At 59.9% G+C, this 17723-nt stretch carries 15 protein-coding genes; 12 read left to right on the top strand and 3 right to left on the bottom strand.

Annotated elements, in window-relative coordinates:
• Positions 1–6: 6 nt before the first annotated feature.
• From AB4O36_RS11110 to AB4O36_RS11070, 9 genes are all read left to right on the top strand, one after another.
• Entirely contained in the window at positions 7–564 is a 558-nt protein-coding gene (locus tag AB4O36_RS11110) for a PqiC family protein (protein WP_460141739.1), read from the top strand.
• Positions 565–772: 208 nt separating this feature from the next.
• Positions 773–1411, top strand: a complete 639-nt coding sequence (pmrG, locus tag AB4O36_RS11105) for a lipopolysaccharide core heptose(II)-phosphate phosphatase PmrG (protein ID WP_460141738.1) — start codon at positions 773–775, stop codon at positions 1409–1411.
• A 295-nt stretch (positions 1412–1706) separates the two neighbouring features.
• Positions 1707–2720: an iron ABC transporter substrate-binding protein gene (locus AB4O36_RS11100; RefSeq protein ID WP_460141737.1), complete on the top strand. Its 1014-nt coding sequence runs from the start codon at positions 1707–1709 to the stop codon at positions 2718–2720.
• A 4-nt stretch (positions 2721–2724) separates the two neighbouring features.
• Positions 2725–4323, top strand: a complete 1599-nt coding sequence (locus AB4O36_RS11095) for an ABC transporter permease (protein ID WP_460141736.1) — start codon at positions 2725–2727, stop codon at positions 4321–4323.
• On the top strand, positions 4320–5384 hold the full coding sequence (locus AB4O36_RS11090) for an ABC transporter ATP-binding protein (protein ID WP_460141735.1): 1065 nt from the start codon (positions 4320–4322) through the stop codon (positions 5382–5384). The genes AB4O36_RS11095 and AB4O36_RS11090 overlap by 4 nt, the downstream gene beginning before the upstream one ends.
• Positions 5385–5935: 551 nt before the next feature.
• The gene (locus AB4O36_RS11085) at positions 5936–6793 is read left to right on the top strand and encodes an SDR family oxidoreductase (protein ID WP_460141734.1); all 858 of its coding nucleotides are present in this window, start codon (positions 5936–5938) and stop codon (positions 6791–6793) included.
• Between the two features lie 166 nt (positions 6794–6959).
• Positions 6960–7571, top strand: coding sequence for a Yip1 family protein (locus AB4O36_RS11080; protein WP_460124923.1), 612 nt, complete (start codon positions 6960–6962; stop codon positions 7569–7571).
• A 17-nt stretch (positions 7572–7588) separates the two neighbouring features.
• Positions 7589–8932: a cation:proton antiporter gene (locus AB4O36_RS11075; RefSeq protein ID WP_460141733.1), complete on the top strand. Its 1344-nt coding sequence runs from the start codon at positions 7589–7591 to the stop codon at positions 8930–8932.
• A 117-nt stretch (positions 8933–9049) separates the two neighbouring features.
• Positions 9050–9352, top strand: coding sequence for a hypothetical protein (locus tag AB4O36_RS11070; protein ID WP_460124917.1), 303 nt, complete (start codon positions 9050–9052; stop codon positions 9350–9352).
• Here the strand turns inward: AB4O36_RS11070 and AB4O36_RS11065 are convergent, their stop codons facing one another.
• The 3 genes from AB4O36_RS11065 to AB4O36_RS11055 all read right to left on the bottom strand — a co-directional run bounded on the left by AB4O36_RS11065 (position 9353) and on the right by AB4O36_RS11055 (position 15331).
• Positions 9353–11305, bottom strand: a complete 1953-nt coding sequence (locus AB4O36_RS11065) for a hybrid sensor histidine kinase/response regulator (protein ID WP_460141732.1) — start codon at positions 11303–11305, stop codon at positions 9353–9355.
• Positions 11306–11399: 94 nt separating this feature from the next.
• Positions 11400–13682 (bottom strand): ATP-dependent DNA helicase, encoded by a 2283-nt coding sequence (locus AB4O36_RS11060; RefSeq protein WP_460141731.1) that lies wholly within the window; start codon positions 13680–13682, stop codon positions 11400–11402.
• A complete protein-coding gene (locus AB4O36_RS11055) occupies positions 13679–15331 on the bottom strand; it encodes a VRR-NUC domain-containing protein (RefSeq protein WP_460124908.1) in 1653 nt (550 codons plus the stop codon). The genes AB4O36_RS11060 and AB4O36_RS11055 overlap by 4 nt, the downstream gene beginning before the upstream one ends.
• A 192-nt stretch (positions 15332–15523) precedes the next feature.
• On the opposite strand from AB4O36_RS11055, the gene AB4O36_RS11050 reads away from it, so the two are divergent.
• The 3 genes from AB4O36_RS11050 (at position 15524) to AB4O36_RS11040 (ending at position 17711) form a co-directional block, all read left to right on the top strand.
• Complete coding sequence (locus tag AB4O36_RS11050) at positions 15524–15748, top strand: YgdI/YgdR family lipoprotein (protein ID WP_460124905.1); 225 nt, start codon at positions 15524–15526, stop codon at positions 15746–15748.
• 32 nt (positions 15749–15780) lie between these two features.
• Entirely contained in the window at positions 15781–16269 is a 489-nt protein-coding gene (locus AB4O36_RS11045; RefSeq protein ID WP_460124902.1) for a GFA family protein, read from the top strand.
• Between the two features lie 206 nt (positions 16270–16475).
• A complete protein-coding gene (locus AB4O36_RS11040; RefSeq protein ID WP_460141730.1) occupies positions 16476–17711 on the top strand; it encodes a trypsin-like serine peptidase in 1236 nt (411 codons plus the stop codon).
• The last annotated feature ends 12 nt before the right edge of the window (positions 17712–17723 follow it).

Genomic DNA, 17723 nt, shown 5'->3' with positions numbered 1-17723 from the left:
ACAATCATGGCGTGTTCGCTAAAGGTTACGTTGGTCACTGCGTGTGTGCTGCTGGCGGCTTGCCGCAGCGATCCCATTCAATTCCACACGCTCACGCCTGCACCGCTGGGCGCCACGGCTCGGGGCAATGGCAGCGAAATTCAGATTGAAAGCCTCAACGTGCCGCCACAGGTGGATCGCCCGCAGATTGTCATCCGCCAGGGCAACAGCGGGCTGGCGATCCTCGAAACTGACTGGTGGGCGGCAACCCTGGTGGATGAGTTGCGCAGCGCACTGATCGATCAACTGGCCAACAGCGCTCCCCAACGCAAAGTGTCGGTGCGGCTGGAGGTCCAGCGCTTCGATTCGATTCCCGGCCAATATGCGTTGATGGACGTTCGTTGGCGCCTGCGCAGCCCTGGCGACGGTGAGCGCGCGACGCTCAACTGCCGCAGCACCTTGCAGACGCCTTCCGGGCCTTCGATCGACGATCTGGTGCTGGCCCAGCAACAAAACGTCAAGCGCCTTGCGGAAGCGATCAGCAAGGCAACTGGCGGTACAAACCTTACCTGCCCTGCTTCCTGAACACGGTCTGCATGGCGGTGACGACTGGAGCCGCTGTGCAGACATGTGTCTAATCCGCGCCGGGTAATACACGTCAAAGACAAACATTATCAGTCGCTCAATAACGCACTCCCACCGACTTGCGCTGCGCTTTTTTCACATTGGTTTCACCGCTCGACTACCGCGCTGAACTTAGTTTTCCCTAACCACGTTCAGATCGTAGATCTTCATGAAATCCCGACTCCAAACGATACTGTCTTACAGCGCAGCGCTTTGCGTCGCTGTTGCGGTCACTGGTTTTGTCTGGTGGCCGCGCTCCCCCGCCGATCTCGGGCAGGCAGGCTCCAGGAACGCTGGCGAACTGATTCGGCGCTGGCAGGCCGGCGATATTGTCGCGTTGGTTCGTCACACTGAGCGTTGCGACCGTTCAAGCAATCCCTGTTCCGGCCCGGCAGATGGCATAACTGACCTTGGTACCCAAGCGGCAAAGGCGCTGGGGCAAGACTTTGAACAACTTGGCATGGCCCAGGTGGATGTCCTCACCAGCCCGATCACCCGCACCGCGCAAACTTCACATTTCATGTTTGGCAAAGAGGCCATCACCCAGGACTGGCTCGCCTCCTGCGGCAAGGCCTTGCCCAACGAAGTCGTCGCGCACAAACGTACCCACCACAACCTGTTGCTCGTCACCCATAGCGGTTGCATCAGTGACTTCGAAGCACAGACCGGTTTCCCGCATGCGAAAACCAGTGAATACGGCAGTGTGTTATTCGTGCGAGTCGACAGCAACGGGCAACTTCAAGTGCTGGGTCTCGTCAATACCGACGGTTGGCCGGTCGTTTTGAAGAAAACACACGCCTTCAAATAACCCCGCAAAACCAATCTTCAGCGGTGGCGACCTTTCAAGCTGCCAATCCATAGCTACGCTAACCCTCGATATCTGGATCGACGCCGCTGACGGTGCTCGATCCTGATCGCGCGAGCATTTGTTTCTCGTGCTGCTAATCTGAATGGAAATCACATTTGTTAACGGTTTTTTTAACGTATTTTTCTCATTGTGCTCACTACATTCCCTGCGACTTAAATATGCAAATCGTTCGCATTAAAGTTTTTTGCGAAAGGCCTTGCATCACTGGAAAAATAGATCAGGAGTTGCCCGCCCAATGAATTGCAAAGTTCCGTCTTTCCTGAAAAAAGCCCTGCTGGCCACCGCCTTGCTCGGCGCCGGCCATGTCTATGCTGCCGACGCTGATGGCATTGTGGTTTACAACGCCCAGCATGAAAGCCTCACCAAGGCCTGGATCGAGGGTTTTACCAAGGAGACCGGGATCAAGGTCACGGTGCGCAATGGCGATGACACCGAGATGGGCAACCAGATCGTCCAGGAAGGTGCAGCTTCGCCGGCGGATGTGTTCCTCACCGAAAACTCGCCGGCGATGGTGCTGGTCGATAATGCCGGGCTGTTCGCACCGGTGGCGCCGGCCACCCTCGAACAGGTGGATGCCGCCTACCGCCCGGCTCACGGCAAGTGGGTGGGCATCGCCGCGCGCTCCACAGTGTTTGTCTATAACCCGAGCAAATTCACCGAAGCCGACCTGCCGAAATCGCTGATGGACCTGGCCGATCCGAAATGGAAAGGTCGTTGGGCGGCCTCGCCCGCCGGTGCGGACTTCCAGGCCATTGTCGCGGCGGTGCTGGAACTCAAGGGCGAAGCGGCCACGCTGGAATGGCTCAAGGGCATGAAAGCCAACTTTACCGCGTATCGGGGTAACAGTTCGGTGCTCAAGGCAGTGAATGCAGGGCAGATCGACAGCGGCGTGATCTACCACTACTACCGTTTTGGCGATCAGGCCAAGACGGGCGAAAACAGCAAGAATACCGCCCTGCACTACTTCAAGCACAAGGATCCGGGCGCGTTCGTGAGTGTCTCCGGTGGCGGCGTCCTGGCGTCGAGTCAACACAAGGAACAGGCTCAGGCGTTCCTCAAGTGGGTGACCGGCAAGGACGGCCAGGCGATCCTCAAGACCGGGAATTCGTACGAATACGCTGTTGGCAAGAACGCTGAATCCAACCCAAAACTGGTGCCTTTGCAACAGCTCGACGCGCCGAAGGTCGACGCGTCCAGGCTCGACAGTAAAAAAGCCGTGGAGCTGATGACTCAGGCCGGACTGCTCTGAATTGATGCCTGAAACCCTACCGGCGAGGGTCGCTACACCGATCCCCGCCCCCATGCGCCGCCATTCCCGGGGTTTGTTTGCCGGCCGTGGCGGTGCGTGGGTGATCGGCTTGTCCGTGTTGGTGTCCTTGCTGTCTCTGCTGCCCATTGCGTTTGTGCTGGGTGTTTCCTGGCAGACCGGATGGGTCAGACTGGTGGAATTGGTATTTCGCCCCCGGGTGGGCGAACTGCTGATCAATACCGTATTGCTGGTGGCGATCACCATTCCTCTGTGCGTCGCGCTGGGCGTTACGTTGGCGTGGTTGACCGAGCGCAGCAATTTGTCCGGGCGTCGGGTCTGGTCGTTGCTGGCCATTGCGCCGCTCGCCGTACCGGCGTTCGTGCACAGCTACGCGTGGGTCAGCCTGGTACCGCCGATCCATGGGCTGTTTGCCGGCGTGCTGGTGTCGGTTATCGCCTACTTCCCCTTTCTTTACTTGCCGGTGGCCGCAACCCTGCGCCGTCTCGACCCGGCTATCGAGGACGTCGCGCAATCGATGGGGCTCAAGCCCTGGACGGTGTTTTTCCGAGTGGTGGTGCCACAGCTGCGGCTGGCCATCTGCGGTGGCTCGCTGCTGGTAGGCCTGCATCTGCTGGCCGAATACGGCCTGTACGCGATGATCCGCTTCGACACCTTCACCACGGCGATTTTCGACCAGTTCAAATCGACCTTCAACGGTCCTGCCGCCAACATGCTCGCCGGCGTGCTGGCCCTGTGTTGTCTGGCGATGTTGACGGTCGAGTCGGCGGCTCGTGGACATGCACGTTATGCGCGGGTCGGCTCGGGCAGTGCCCGCGAACAGCGACTGGTCCGGCTCAAGCCTGGCCAAACGGTGATGGCCCTGACGCTGTGGGTGCTGACCTGCGCCCTCACGCTCGGCGTCCCGCTGGTGACCTTGGGCAAGTGGCTGCTCGCGGGCGGTGTGCAGGTCTGGCAGATGGCCGAGTTGTTGCCGGCGTTGCAGCAGACACTATTGTTGGGAGCAGCAGGCGCCGCGCTCACGACCCTGGCGGCGATTCCGATCGCCTGGCTTTCGATCCGCTCACCCGGGCGTTTACAGAGGATGCTTGAAAGCTGCAATTACATCACCAGTTCCCTGCCGGGCATTGTCGTTGCGCTGGCACTGGTGACGGTGACGGTGCATTTCGCCCGGCCGATCTACCAGACGACCCTGACCGTGCTGCTGGCCTACCTGTTGATGTTTCTGCCCCGGGCATTGGTCAGCCTGCGTGCCGGTATCGCACAGGCCCCCATAGAGCTTGAAAACATGGCTCGCAGCCTGGGACGTTCGCCCGCCCGGGCGCTGTGGCTGATCACTTTGCGCCTGGCTGCCCCCGGCGCTGCGGCAGGTGCTGCACTGGTGTTCCTGGCGATCACCAACGAACTGACCGCCACCTTGCTGTTGGCACCCAATGGCGCCCGCACGCTGGCCACCGGTTTCTGGGCCCTGACCAGCGAAATCGACTATGCGGCAGCCGCGCCCTACGCGCTGCTGATGATCGTATTGTCATTGCCGTTGACCGGCCTCCTCTACCACCAATCCAAACGCACGGCGGGCCGATGAACGCGCTTGAACTGCATTCGCTCAGTAAATCCTATGGCTCACAGCGCGCCCTGGACGGCGTCAGCCTCTCGGTGCCAACCGGGAGCCGCACTGTTATCGTCGGGCCTTCGGGGTCAGGCAAAACGACGCTGCTGCGCATGATCGCCGGCTTCGAGTTCCCCGATACCGGGCGCCTGCTCCTTAACGGCCAGACGCTGGTGGACGCCACCCACGAAGTCCCGGCTCACCAACGCCAGATCGGTTACGTTCCGCAGGACGGTGCGCTGTTTCCGCACCTGAGCGTGGGCGCGAACATCGGGTTTGGCCTGGCGACCAAAGGCGAGGAAAAACGCAAGCGTATCGCGCAGTTGCTCGACAGCGTGGCGCTGCCCCAGAGCATGGCGGAGCGTTGGCCCCATGAACTGTCCGGCGGACAGCAGCAACGGGTCGCGTTGGCCCGGGCCCTGGCGCAACAACCCCGGCTGATGTTACTGGATGAGCCTTTCTCCGCGCTTGACACCGGCTTGCGCGCGGCCATGCGCAAAATGGTCGCGCGCTTGCTCGACGATGCGGGCGTAACCACCATTCTGGTCACCCATGACCAGAGCGAAGCCTTGTCGTTTGCCGATCAACTGGCCGTCATGCGCGATGGCCGGCTGGTGCAGTCGGGTCATCCGCTGGACCTGTATCGCTACCCCGACGATGAACAGACCGCGCATTTTCTGGGGGATGCGGTGGTCATGCCCGCCCGGATCGAAGCCGGCTGGGCCCATTGCGACCTGGGGCGGATCCCGGTCAACAACCATCGTAACAACCACAGTGCCCAGATCATGCTGCGCCCTGAGCAATTGCAAGTGATTGGCGTGGTCTCGAACAACCTGGATGTCGCCGGTTGCCCCGCCGTGGTCACTGATCGCGACTTCAGCGGCAACACCTGCACCCTGACCGTCGAACTCGCCCCCCAGCCCGGCCGGTCACTGATGGTGCGCAGCTCCGGGCTGTACGCCCCGCCGACCGGCACCGCGGTACACCTCACCACCATTGGTCATGCGCATGTGTTGAGCGGGGCGAGTCCTCCGTGACTCCATTCCTGTAGGAGCGGGCTTGTCCGCGATGAGCCGGAGAGCGCCGCGGAGTGTCAGGTGCCCCGCGTTATCGTTGACCTCCATCGTGAGCATGCTCACTCCTACAGATGACCACATCCCCCGTGGGAGCGGGCTTGCCCGCGATGAGCCGGAGAGCGCCGCGGAGTGTCAGGTGCCCCGCGTTATCGTTGACCTCCATCGCGAGCGTGCTCGCTCCTACAGATGACCACATCCCCTGTAGGAGCGGGCTTGCCCGCGATGAGCCGGAGAGCGCCGCGGAGTGTCAGATGCCCCGCGTTATCGTTGACCTCCATCGCGAGCAAGCTCGCTCCTACAGATGACCACATCCCCTGTAGGAGCGGGCTTGCCCGCGATGAACCGGAGAGCGCCGCGGAGTGCCAGGTGCCCCCGCGTCATCGTTGACCTCCATCGCGAGCGTGCTCGCTCCTACAGTCGAGGTCGGCGCAGGTCATCAATCCAACCGAACTCACCGTTAAAGAGCCGGGTCCACCCTATGACTCTTCAACCTTGATAACGGAGATTTTCCGATGACCGACTATCCAAAACCACCCTTCAAGAAACAGGCCCAACCCGTCCCCGGCTCGCAGAAACAGATGGATCCGTACCCCGATTGCGGCGAGCAGAGCTACAAAGGCTCCGGCCGACTGGAGGGCAAGATCGCCCTGATCACCGGCGCCGACAGCGGCATCGGCCGAGCGGTCGCCATTGCTTTCGCCCGTGAAGGCGCGGACGTTGCGATTGCCTACCTTAATGAGCACGAAGATGCGCAGGAAACCGCGCGTTGGGTCGAACAGGCCGGACGACAGAGCCTGCTGCTGCCGGGCGATATCGCGCAAAAAGCCCAGTGCCAGGCGCTGGTGGACAAGACCGTCGAACGGTTCGGCCGCATCGACATCCTGGTTAACAACGCCGCGTTCCAAATGACCCATGAGCGCTTCGAAGACATACCCGACGAGGAATGGGTGATGACCTTCGATGTCAACATCACGGCCATTTTCCGCATTTGCCAAGCCGCGCTGAAACATATGCAGCCGGGCAGTTCGATCATCAACACCAGCTCGGTCAACTCGGACATGCCCAAACCGACGCTGCTGCCTTACGCCACCACCAAGGGCGCAATTGCCAACTTCACCGCCGGGCTGGCGCAGATGCTCGGCGAGAAAAACATCCGGGTCAATTGCGTGGCGCCGGGCCCGATCTGGACGCCTTTGATCGTCTCGACCATGCCGGATGAGGAAGTCGAGAACTTCGGCGGGCAAACCCCACTGGGACGACCGGGCCAACCCGTGGAAGTGGCGCCGATCTATGTGCTGCTGGCGTCGGATGAAGCCAGCTACATCACCGGTCAGCGCTACGGCATTACGGGCGGCAAGCCGATGCTCTAGGTCCGCTGATCCCCTGCAGGAGCGAGCGTGCTCGCGATAAGCGCTTTCAACAGGCTTGCTCCCGCAGGGGCCATCGGTTCACGAGAAAAACGGAACTCCTGCCAAACCCCGCCCCTCAACTGCTTGAGAGCCCATTTGCCGGGCCGTCCGCGCTCAGGAGGTCGTCATGTCCGCACCCCTCGTCAAACTGTTTACCCAGCCAAACTACGCCTGGACCGAAATCCGCCAGGAAGAGGAAGCTCATCCGCGTCATTATCTGGCGCATTTGTTACTGCTCGCCCTGATCCCCGCGGTGTGCCTGTTCATCGGCACCACCTACGTCGGGTGGAGCCTGGCGGAGAATGAAACGGTCAGGCTCAGTAGCAGTAGTGCCCTGCAATTGTGTGCGTTGCTTTACGTCACCATCGTTGCCGGTGTGGCCCTGATGGGCGCGTTTATTCGCTGGATGTCGCGCGCATTCGAGGCGCGCCCGACGTTGAACCAGTGCATTGGATTCGCTGCGTACACCGTGACGCCGTTCTTTATCGCGGGCATCGCCGGTTTGTACCCGAGCCGTTGGCTGGCGATCATCGTGCTCGGCGCCGCGTCGGTGTACTCGACGTTCCTGTTGTTCGTCGGCATGCCCACCTTCATGCATGAACGCAAGGAACAAGGACTGCTCAATGCCGCCTGCGTATGGGGTGTCGGCCTGCTGGTCCTGGTCACCATCCTGGTGGAAATGATCCTGGTATGGTTCAACGTCCTGCAACCGGAGTATCTACGCGCGACGGTGGGTTGATCGTTGAGCCCGGTAGCATGAACTTCATTTCATGGGTGGCGGTGCTCGGTGCGGTGCTGCTGACATTGGCGCTGACGTCCTCGTATTTGCGCTGGATGCCGGTGACCACCTCGGCAGTGTGCCTGGTACTGGGCATCGCCATCGGTCCGTCCGCTCTGGGCCTGTTGCAGTTGGACATGAACGACGCCGCCACCTGGATGGAGCATCTGACAGAAGTCGCAGTGCTGTTTTCGTTGTTTGTCTGCGGCCTCAAACTGCGCAAGCCGTTCAGCCACATAAACTGGCGCGTTGCCGTCGGCCTCGCTGGCCCCGTGATGGTATTGACGATCGCTTGCGCGTGCCTGGCGCTGCACTATGCGTTGCAACTGCCATGGGGTGTTTCGGTGTTGATCAGCTCGATCCTGGCGCCGACAGATCCGGTGCTCGCTGCGCTGGTACAGGTCAACGATGCACGAGATGACGACAGCGTTCGTTTCGGCCTGTCCGGAGAGGCCGGCCTCAACGATGGCATCGCCTTCCCCTTCGTGATTCTCGGTCTGTTGTTGGTGCGCAATGACGCCGCGCCCGGCTTTTTCGGTGACTGGGTTCTGGGGAGCGTGGTGTGGGCGGTTCCCGCCGGTTTGCTGATCGGTTACGCGATGGGGCGCGGCATTGGTCGTGTGACGCTGAGCTTGCGCATCAAAAACGACGACAGCACCCTTTCACCCAATGACTATCTGGCCCTGGCCCTGATTGCCCTCGCCTACGTGGCGGCCGAGGCAATCCATGGCTATGGCTTTTTGTCGGTGTTCGCTGCCGGCCTGGGCTTGCGCCATGTGGAGGTCAACTCCGCGGGCAACGATGATCTCCCGGCCGAGCATTTGGTCCAGCCAGTGGTCGGCCATCAGAACGTGGAGCCGCAACAGGCGGTGCATGGTGATACCCAGCGCCTGGAGGACGCCCAGGTCGCCGCTGGCATCATGATGGGCGACATGCTCGCGTTCGGCAGTCTGGTAGAGCGCGCCATGGAAGTGTTCCTGGTGACCCTGCTGGGTGTGGTGCTGATCGCACATTGGGACTGGCGCGCTTTGCTGATCGGCGCGGCGCTGTTTTGCCTGATTCGGCCATTGAGTGTCGTCGCCCTGCCCTGGCGCGGTTCGCTCAACGGACATCAACGCCTGTTGATCGGATGGTTTGGCATTCGGGGCATCGGTAGCCTGTATTACCTGTTCTATGCGTTGAACCACGGGCTCGACCCGTCGGTAGCCAAGGTATGCACTGACCTCACCTTGTCGGTTGTTGCCTTGAGCATCCTCATCCATGGTTTCAGTACCCAGCCGGTATTGACCTGGTATGAACGGCGCAAGGACCGGGTTGGTTGATTTGATTTCTGCCCATTTCCGTAGGGACTCATCAAGTTTTCAGATTCATAAACTTGCAATCCTTTTTGTCCGTGCCTGGTCAAAACCTTATATCCCCCTTAAAGCAAGGTGCCGGTCATGATCCAGTATTCAACCCGCGATGATTCAACCCGCGATGAAATCAAGGCTTGCCGGGCGTTTGCCCTGGAACGTAATCAACAGATGTTCGAAGAGGCGCAGGCGTTGAGTCGCGAAGCCTTTGCAATGTTGGAGGGAAGCGATCTGGATGGCGAACTGTTTGACCAATACCTGACACTTCGCAGGAAAGCCGACCTCAAGTTCGCCGAAGCCATCGAACACCTGCGGGTACTGAATGAAAACTTCCCGCCGATTCCAGCAACCCGAAAACGCGAGGTCATCCATCAGCCAGTGACTGCCTGATCATTGGCGCCCCTGGCGACCCCGCACGCTGATGTCGGATAGCGTCGAGGCGATGATTTCCACCAGATTGAGCTGCGTGAACGGCTTGGCGAGCCGCGGCAGCTCCACCGCAGCCCCTTCCAACCGTTCGGCGTAACCGGTGGCGAGGATGACCGGTACATCAGGTCGTATTGACCGAATCGACTGCGCCAACTGCGCACCATTCATCTGCGGCATGGCCATGTCTGTGATCACCAGATCAATCGCTGTTTCGCTTCCGAATACTTTTAACGCCTGCGCCCCGGATGCCGCGCTGATCACCCGATGCCCCAAGTCCTCGAGCAGCAGGCAGGTGCTGGTCAACACCAGGCTGTCATCGTCCACCACCAGCACGCACAACCGGGAGACGTCCGGTGTCGCTTGATCCTGAATGGCCTTGGCCACTGCCCCCCCAGCGGCCACCGGGATCCACAGCTCAGCCGTAGTGCCCTTGTCCTTGCGGCTTTTGAGAATAAAGCGGCCACCCAATTGTTCGATGTAACCGTGCACCATCGACAATCCCAGGCCTGTGCCTTTACCGACACCCTTGGTGGTGAAAAACGGGTCCATCGCCAACGCCAGGGTCGCGTCATCCATGCCCTCCCCGGTATCACTGATGCTCAGGCAGACAAACTCACCCGAAAGAGGGGCAAGCCCCGGATGGTCCGCTGCATTGGCCGAAGCCATGCTGATCACGATCTTTCCGCCATGGGGCATGGCGTCACGGGCATTGGTCACCAGGTTGAGGATGGCCAGCTCAAGTTGGTTGACGTCGGCCACGACCGGCTCGGCGTGCGCCGCAAAGCGAGTTTCAAGCAACACTGAAGGGCCGAGGGAACTGCGCAGCAGGCTGGTGATGCCCTCCACCAGCGCGGGGATCTCCACTGATTCGGTCTTGAGTTCCTGACGTCTGGCGAACGCCAGCATGCGTTGGGTCAACGACACGCCGCGCATGGTCCCCTGGGTGGCGTTATCCAGCAAACGCGTGAGCTTGGAGTCACCGTCGACGCGCTTGCGTACGATCTCCAGGTTGCCAAGGATCACGGTCAACAGGTTGTTGAAGTCATGGGCGATACCGCCGCTGAGTTGTCCGATGGCCTGCATCTTCTGCGCCTGGAAAAGCGCTTCCCGAGTTTGTTCGAGCGTTTGCTGGGCGAGTGTTGCTTCGGTGATGTCCCGGGTGATCTTGGCAAAACCGAGCAATGTGCCGGTGTCGCCCCAGATCGGGTCGACCACCACGTGTGCCATGAACCGCGTGCCGTCCTTGCGCACCCGCCACCCCTTGTTCTCGAACCGTCCTGCGTTGACGGCCATGCTCAGGGTGTTTTGCGGCTCGCCTGCATCGCGATCTTCCGGTGTGTAGAACAGCGAGAAGTGTTCGCCGATCACTTCCTGGGGTAAATACCCCTTGATGCGCTGGGCACCCGCGTTCCAGTTGGTCACACGGCCCTGGGGATCGAGCATGTAGATGGCATAGTCGGTGACACTTTGAACCAGCAACCGGAACTGTTGCTCGCTTTGCTTGAGAATTTCTTCGGCCAGCTTGCGCTCGGTCAGGTCGCGGGTGATCTTGGCGAACCCCAGAAGCCGGCCGGAGGGGTCATGGATCGGGTCAATCACTACGTGACACCAGAAACGCGAGCCATCCTTGCGCACCCGCCAGCCCTCACCTTCGAAGCGCCCTTCATGGGTCGCCGTGTCCAGCGCCCGTTGCGGCAACCCCTTCAAACGGTCTTCTTCGGTGTAAAAACGCGAGAAGTGCTCCCCAAGTATCTCGGGCTCGTCATAGCCTTTGAAGCGCCGGGCACCGGCGTTCCAACTGGTGATGATGCCGTCGGGATCAAGCATGTAGATCGCATAGTCGATTACCGCATCGATCAACAGGCGAAAACGCCCGTCCTCAATGACGCTGGCCTTGGATCTATCTTCGTTCATCAAACGCTCACGACAGAATGGTTTGGTTGAAGTATGGAATAAACAGAAAAATTGAAAAGCAGGAAAACGTGTGCTTGAACAGGCAGTGGCAGAGTCAACCCTGTACCACCTTCCCGGAGTCAGCACCCACTGCCCACCAGCGCGGCAGCAACTGTTTGACCTTGCTCTCGCCAAAACGGTCATCGATCAACATCACTACCCCCTGATCTTGTTGAGTACGGATCACCCGCCCCGCCGCCTGAACCACTTTTTGCACACCGGGAAACAGGTAGGTGTAATCGTAGCCGGCACCAAAAATAGCCGCCATACGGTGCTTGAGCTGTTCGTTGACCGGGTTGAGCTGGGCCAGCCCGAGAGTGGCGATAAAAGCACCGATCAATCGCGCGCCGGGCAAATCGATGCCCTCGCCAAATGCTCCGCCCAGCACCGCGAAACCGACGCCCTGACTGTCAGCGGTAAACTGATCGAGGAAGGCTTGGCGCTGCCCTTCGTCCATGCCTCGCGATTGCGACCATACCTTGATGTGGGGATGCGTTTCGGTTAGCAGCTGGGCCACCTGTTGTTGGTAATCGAAGCTGCTGAAAAACGCCAGGTAGTTTCCTGGTCGTTCCACGAACTGCCGGGCGATCAAGTCCACGATCGGCGCCAGGGACGATTGTCGATGCACGTAGCGCGTGGAAATCTGGTTGACGATATGGACTTGCAGCTGGTCGGCATGAAATGGCGACTCGACGTCGATCCACACCGTATTGGCCGGCATGCCCAACAGATCCGCGTAGTAATGCCTGGGGCTCAAGGTCGCGGAAAACAACACGGTGCTGCGTGCCGCCGTCAGCCGTGGTCGGATGAAGCCGGCAGGCACCACGTTGCGCAGGCACAGTTGTGACAGCGGCCGTTTGCGGTCAAGGTCGCGCTTGCTGATGTCGAACAGGTACTGCTCGTCGAACAGCTCAGCCACGCGGCAGAACTGCAGCAGGTCGAAATAGAAGTTCTGCAAGGCGCTGTCCAGGCCCTGCGGGTGGTCATTGAGATAGTCGCCGATGCTCGCGCCGCAGGAAAACAAGGCCTGGAGCAGTTTTTCCGGTGGTTTATCGTAAGCCTGATACGCCGCCAGTTGAGGGCTATGCAGGGCGTTCCACTCACGATTGACCCGTTGCAGGGACTTCTTCAACGGTTCGGGTGCAGTCTTGCGCACGCCGTTGAGCGTCGACTGGTCAAGGCTGGCGCTGTACATCTGCCGCCCACGCTCCACCAGATTGTGCGCTTCGTCCACCAACGCGGCGACTCTCCACTGATTGGCCTGGGCCAGCCCGAACAGCAGCGCAGTGAAATCGAAGTAATAGTTGTAGTCGGCAATCACCACGTCGGCCCAGCGCGCCATTTCCTGGCTCAGGTAGTAAGGACAGACGTTGTGGTCCAACGCCACCTCGCGCAAGGCTCGCTGGTCCAGCAGGCGCAATTCGCTGGCCGCCTGGCGCGCGGCCGGCAAACGGTCGTAAAAGCCCTGCGCCAAGGGGCAGGATTCGCCGTGGCAAGCCTTGTCCGGGTGCTCGCAAGCCTTGTCTCGAGCGATCATCTCCAGAACACGCAGCGATGGCCGGGTGCAACCGTCCAGAATGACCTGCGCCGCATCGAGCGCCAGTTTGCGCCCCGGGGTTTTCGCCGTCAGGAAGAACACCTTGTCCAACTGCTGTGGCGCCAACGCCTTGAGCATGGGGAACAGGGTGCCGACGGTCTTGCCGATACCGGTCGGCGCCTGGGCCATCAGGCACTGGCCGGTGCTGACAGCCTTGAATACCGATTCCGCCAAATGCCGTTGCCCCGGACGAAACCCGGCGTGCGGAAATGCCATTTGCTGCGCGGCAGCATTGCGCGCCTGACGATGGGCCATTTCCTGCTCGGCCCAATGCAGGAATAAACGGCAGTGATGCTCGAAGAACTGCTTGAGCTCCTCGGCGCTGAATGCCTCGACCAGGCAGGTTTCCTTCTCGCTGACGATGTCGAAGTACACCAGCGCCACATTGATCTGCGCCAACGCCAGCTTCTGGCACATCAGCCAGCCGTACACCTTGGCCTGGGCCCAATGCAGTTGCCGATGGTTGGCGGGTTGCTTGCTCAGGTCGCCGCGATAGGTTTTGACTTCCTCCAGGCAGTGCTGCGCCGGGTCGTAACCGTCCGCCCTGCCCCTGACCTTCAACGTCTGGTACTGGCCTTCCAGTGCAACTTCGTTCTGGTACCCATCACTGCGCCGGGAGGCCACCGTACGATGGCCGATGATACCTTCCAGGGCGGTCGGCGAAGGCGTGAAACGCAGGTCGAGGTCACCGACCTTGGCGGTGAACTCACATAGCGCCCGCACGGCGATGCTGTAGCTCAAGCGCTCTGCTCCGCCCATTGCACATAGCAGACGGCAATGGGCATCTGGTGTTCATGGCAGAATTCCAGCCAGCGCAACTGGTTGTCCTGAAGGCGATCGCCGGGACCTTTGACTTCGATCATGCGGTAGGTCTTGTCCTGGGGCCAGAACTGGATCAGGTCCGGCATGCCGGCGCGGTTGGCCTTGATATCGACCAATAACCGGTTGAACCAGTGCCGCAGGTGCTCGGCCGGCAGGCATTCGAGCGCCTGATCGAGCAGGTCGTCGCTGAGCGCGCCCCAGAACACAAAGGGTGACTGCACGTTCCACTTGGTCGCGTAACGTTCGCGGATCGTCTGTCGATAGCGCCCGTCGTCAAGTTCAGCCAGGCAGGAATGGAACAGGTCCGCCCGCCGCGCATGGAAATCTTCATGGTGCAGATCCACGGGCCCACGCTGGAACGGATGGAAAAACGCCCCCGGCAGTGGCGCGAAAATCGCGGGCCAGCACAGTAAGCCGAACAGCGAGTTGATCAGGCTGTTTTCCACGTAGTGCACCGGCGCCGAATCCTGGGCCAGATGCGCCTGAACGTAAAACTCCACCGACAGCTCGGGATCGGTCCTGGGTAATTGCAGGTCCAGGCGCAGCATTTGCCTGGGTGACGGGCGTTTGTTCGGTGGCCCGCCCAGCTTGCGGCGCAACCTGGGCAAAACGCGCAGCAATTGCTGTTGTTCGGCGGCGCTTTGCGGAGACTGTTGGGCAAGCATCGCCAGGTCCATTGCCAACGCGTACTCGCCGCAACGCTCCAGCACCCGGATCATCCGCCCCCGCGCGCCGGGCCACGCACATTCGCGGTAGATGGCCAACGCGTTGGCGAAGTCCGCCATGCGCTCGCAATGCTGGGCAATCTGGAATAACAGCTTGGCGCGACGCTTGTCCAGCCAGGGGTTGTGCAAGACAAGGCCATTGATCTGCTCGACGACGGTCGTCACCGGCTCGCCGGCCTCGAAATCCTGCTGGCACTGGTGCAGGAACAGGCAGGCATCCACGTCTTCACGACTGCGCAGGCCACGGGATTCAGCGCAAAACTCGACCTTTTCATAGGTGAAGATGCCGAGGTCGGCCAACACGAATTCGGACCAATCCTGATAAAGATTGCCGAAAAACATCAGGCGCAGTCGGTCGCACAGGTCCATGATGGTCAGGCTGAACAAACGGTCATTCAATGGCGCACACCACTGGTCGAACGCCAGGGGTTCAGGAAACTGTTCGCTCAAGATCGCCAACCAATCGCTCTTCCTGCCTTTGGGCGGTTCGAGGGCATTGGCGAAACACTGGACGATTTCCGCCTTCAGCAACACATCGAACAGGGTGGCGAGCGTCACCGGTGCTCGACCGTCGATCCAGCCCAGGGCCAGCAATGGCTCGGCAGCGGCGGCAATGTCGCCAATCTCGAGGTAATGCAGTTTGCTTTCCCGGAAATGTGCCCCCTTGCGCATCACCATCCGTACCAGCAACGCCTGGGAAAGCCGGGGCAGTCGGTTGAAATCACCAATGAACGCCCGCTCCTCGACACTCAGCACGTCGGCATAACGCTGATCAAGCCAATCAAGCACTTGCAGGAAGTTGTTCAGGTAATAGAACGGGTCATCGAGGGGGTGGGTGGTCACGGGAAAACAGGGCCATGGCTGCAAGTACTGGTTATGCGTACAGATACCAGCAACCGCGTGCTCGTTGCAATTGGAAAAGGATCAATGGCGCAGGCTTTATGGATTTTTTAGTGATTTGGCGAACTTTCCGGCTCTGTGCAGTACCAACCGCGATAGAGGTGCAAGTTGCCGTCATTTATTGAAGAGGTGGTTATGAACATCAAGAGTCTGGGTTTGCCCCTGGCGGTCGCAACGTTCCTGGCATTGGCCGGTTGCTCGACGCCGACGGTGGTGACGCTGCAAAACGGTACTCAGTATCTGACGGAGGACATGCCCGACACCGACACCGCGGACGGTTTCTACGAGTTCGAAGACATTTCAGGAACCAAAGTGCGCGTCAGGGCCGATGAGGTAGCGACCGTTCGTAAAGAGGACTGAGCCCGCCCGACAACGTTCAATAGGAGCACGCCATGCGCCTTGAAGGTTCCTGCCACTGCGGCGCGGTTTCATTCAGCCTGAGCTGCGTCCATCCCTATCCGTATCAGCGCTGCTATTGCTCGATCTGTCGCAAGACCCAGGGTGGTGGCGGCTATGCGATCAACCTGGGAGGCGACGCCACCAGCCTCAAAGTGCGCGGGCGCAAGCATATTGCGATCTACCATGCCCGGCTCAAGGATGAGGGCGCCCAGCGCGCCCATAGCAGTTCGGCCGAGCGGCACTTCTGCAGCGTGTGCGGCAGTGGCCTATGGCTGTTCAGCCCCGAATGGCCGGAGCTGATTCACCCCTTCGCCTCGGCCATCGACACGGCGCTGCCTGTTCCGCCAGAACACACGCACTTGATGCTCGGCTCGAAAGCATCCTGGGTCGAAGTCGAGGTTAAACCCAAGGACCAACAATTCGAGGCCTACCCGCAAGAATCCATAGCCCAGTGGCATGAACGCCTGAATTTGAGCCGTTGAAAGGATGGCTCATGCCCCATCGCGAACAGGATGCTCGCAATGGGGCTCGACAACTACAACCGTATAATTGCAATAACACCCCCGCAAAACATTGACACCATTCCCCCTTATATAAACTTGCAACGAACAACTGAGCTCATTATTGTCCGCACTGCAATGGCATTTAGTTGTGAAACTTAATAACTTACAAGCACCAAGGAATGGTCATGAAAAAAGAATACTTATTTATACTCTTCGCCATATTGGTACTGGCAACGCCCCTTCACGCCAAAGACCTCGGCGAAGGCTTGGCCAATGAGTCGGGCGCCGTACTGCTGAAGAACAACGATAACCGCTACACACACTGGAACGGCGTGGGCAAAGTGTTCCTGAATGAAGCGCCCGCCTGCACCGCGAGCTTGCTGGACACCCGTGACGAAGCCAACCTCGCGACGGGACCGGCGTACTTGCTGACCGCTGCGCATTGCATACCGGGCGTCAGTGGCCCGCCACCTTCAGGTAACTATAAAGAGTCGGTAAAATTCAACTACTTCAACGACACTTACAACACCTCTGAAAGTTACGCGATCAAGGCTGCCGTATGGCAGGACTATGGCAATAGCGATATCGCTCTTTATGAACTTGAAGTTCCACTGTCTACTCTGATTGCCGACGGAATAACCCCATTACGCCTTGCTTCACAATGGTCTCGAGCGTCCACGGATGTACTGATCGTGAACGCACCGGAACACCTGCCCGATTCAGGACTGCGTCTGGCGGCCTGCGCCCAGCAGTACACGTCGGCGGACTTGGTGGAAGGCTACCGTGCCTATGTCGGCGCATTGAAAAACCGCTGCAAACAGGTGCTGCCGGGGTCGTCCGGAAGCCCCATCTTCGACCGCCAAAGTGGCCAGATACTTGCCGTCGTATCGACGAGTACCGGTGGCGCGCCCATTGAGAATCAATGCGCCAGTGATGCTCCGTGTGAGGCTCGCGATGGCAAAATCGAGTGGTTCGCCGATACCCACTACGGCCACCCGGCCGAGTATCTGGCCGGCTGCTTCAAAAAGGGTGTGTTCACCGACGTCGACAACGCCTGTACCGCTGCCCCAAGGTTCCCGATGGCGAACCTTGAGTATCTCCCCACCCGACACATCACACTGCCCCGGCGGGCCAACAGTCCCGCCCCGGTGATCAACACGGAGTTCTCAGTGAGCACGCCGTACTATCGCTACAAGACCACCCGAAATGCGGCAGACTGCCGATCGCCTCGCCGTTACAGCGACGTGATCAGTGCAGACAACGTGGTCCTCGACGCACCTATCACGAGGGAACCGGGCATGCACTACTTGTGCGTGATCGGTGTGGAGTCTGCCGATCAACAACCGGATGGCAATTTGATGAAAAGTGTCTGGATCAGCCCGACGCAAGCGTTGGAAAGAAAACCCACCGCAAAGCCCTGACCTGGCCCGGTT

Source organism: Pseudomonas sp. S2_E01, assembly GCF_054668365.1.
The sequence above is the reverse complement of the archived record's forward strand: the minus strand, read 5'-3'. Positions and strand labels throughout refer to the sequence as shown.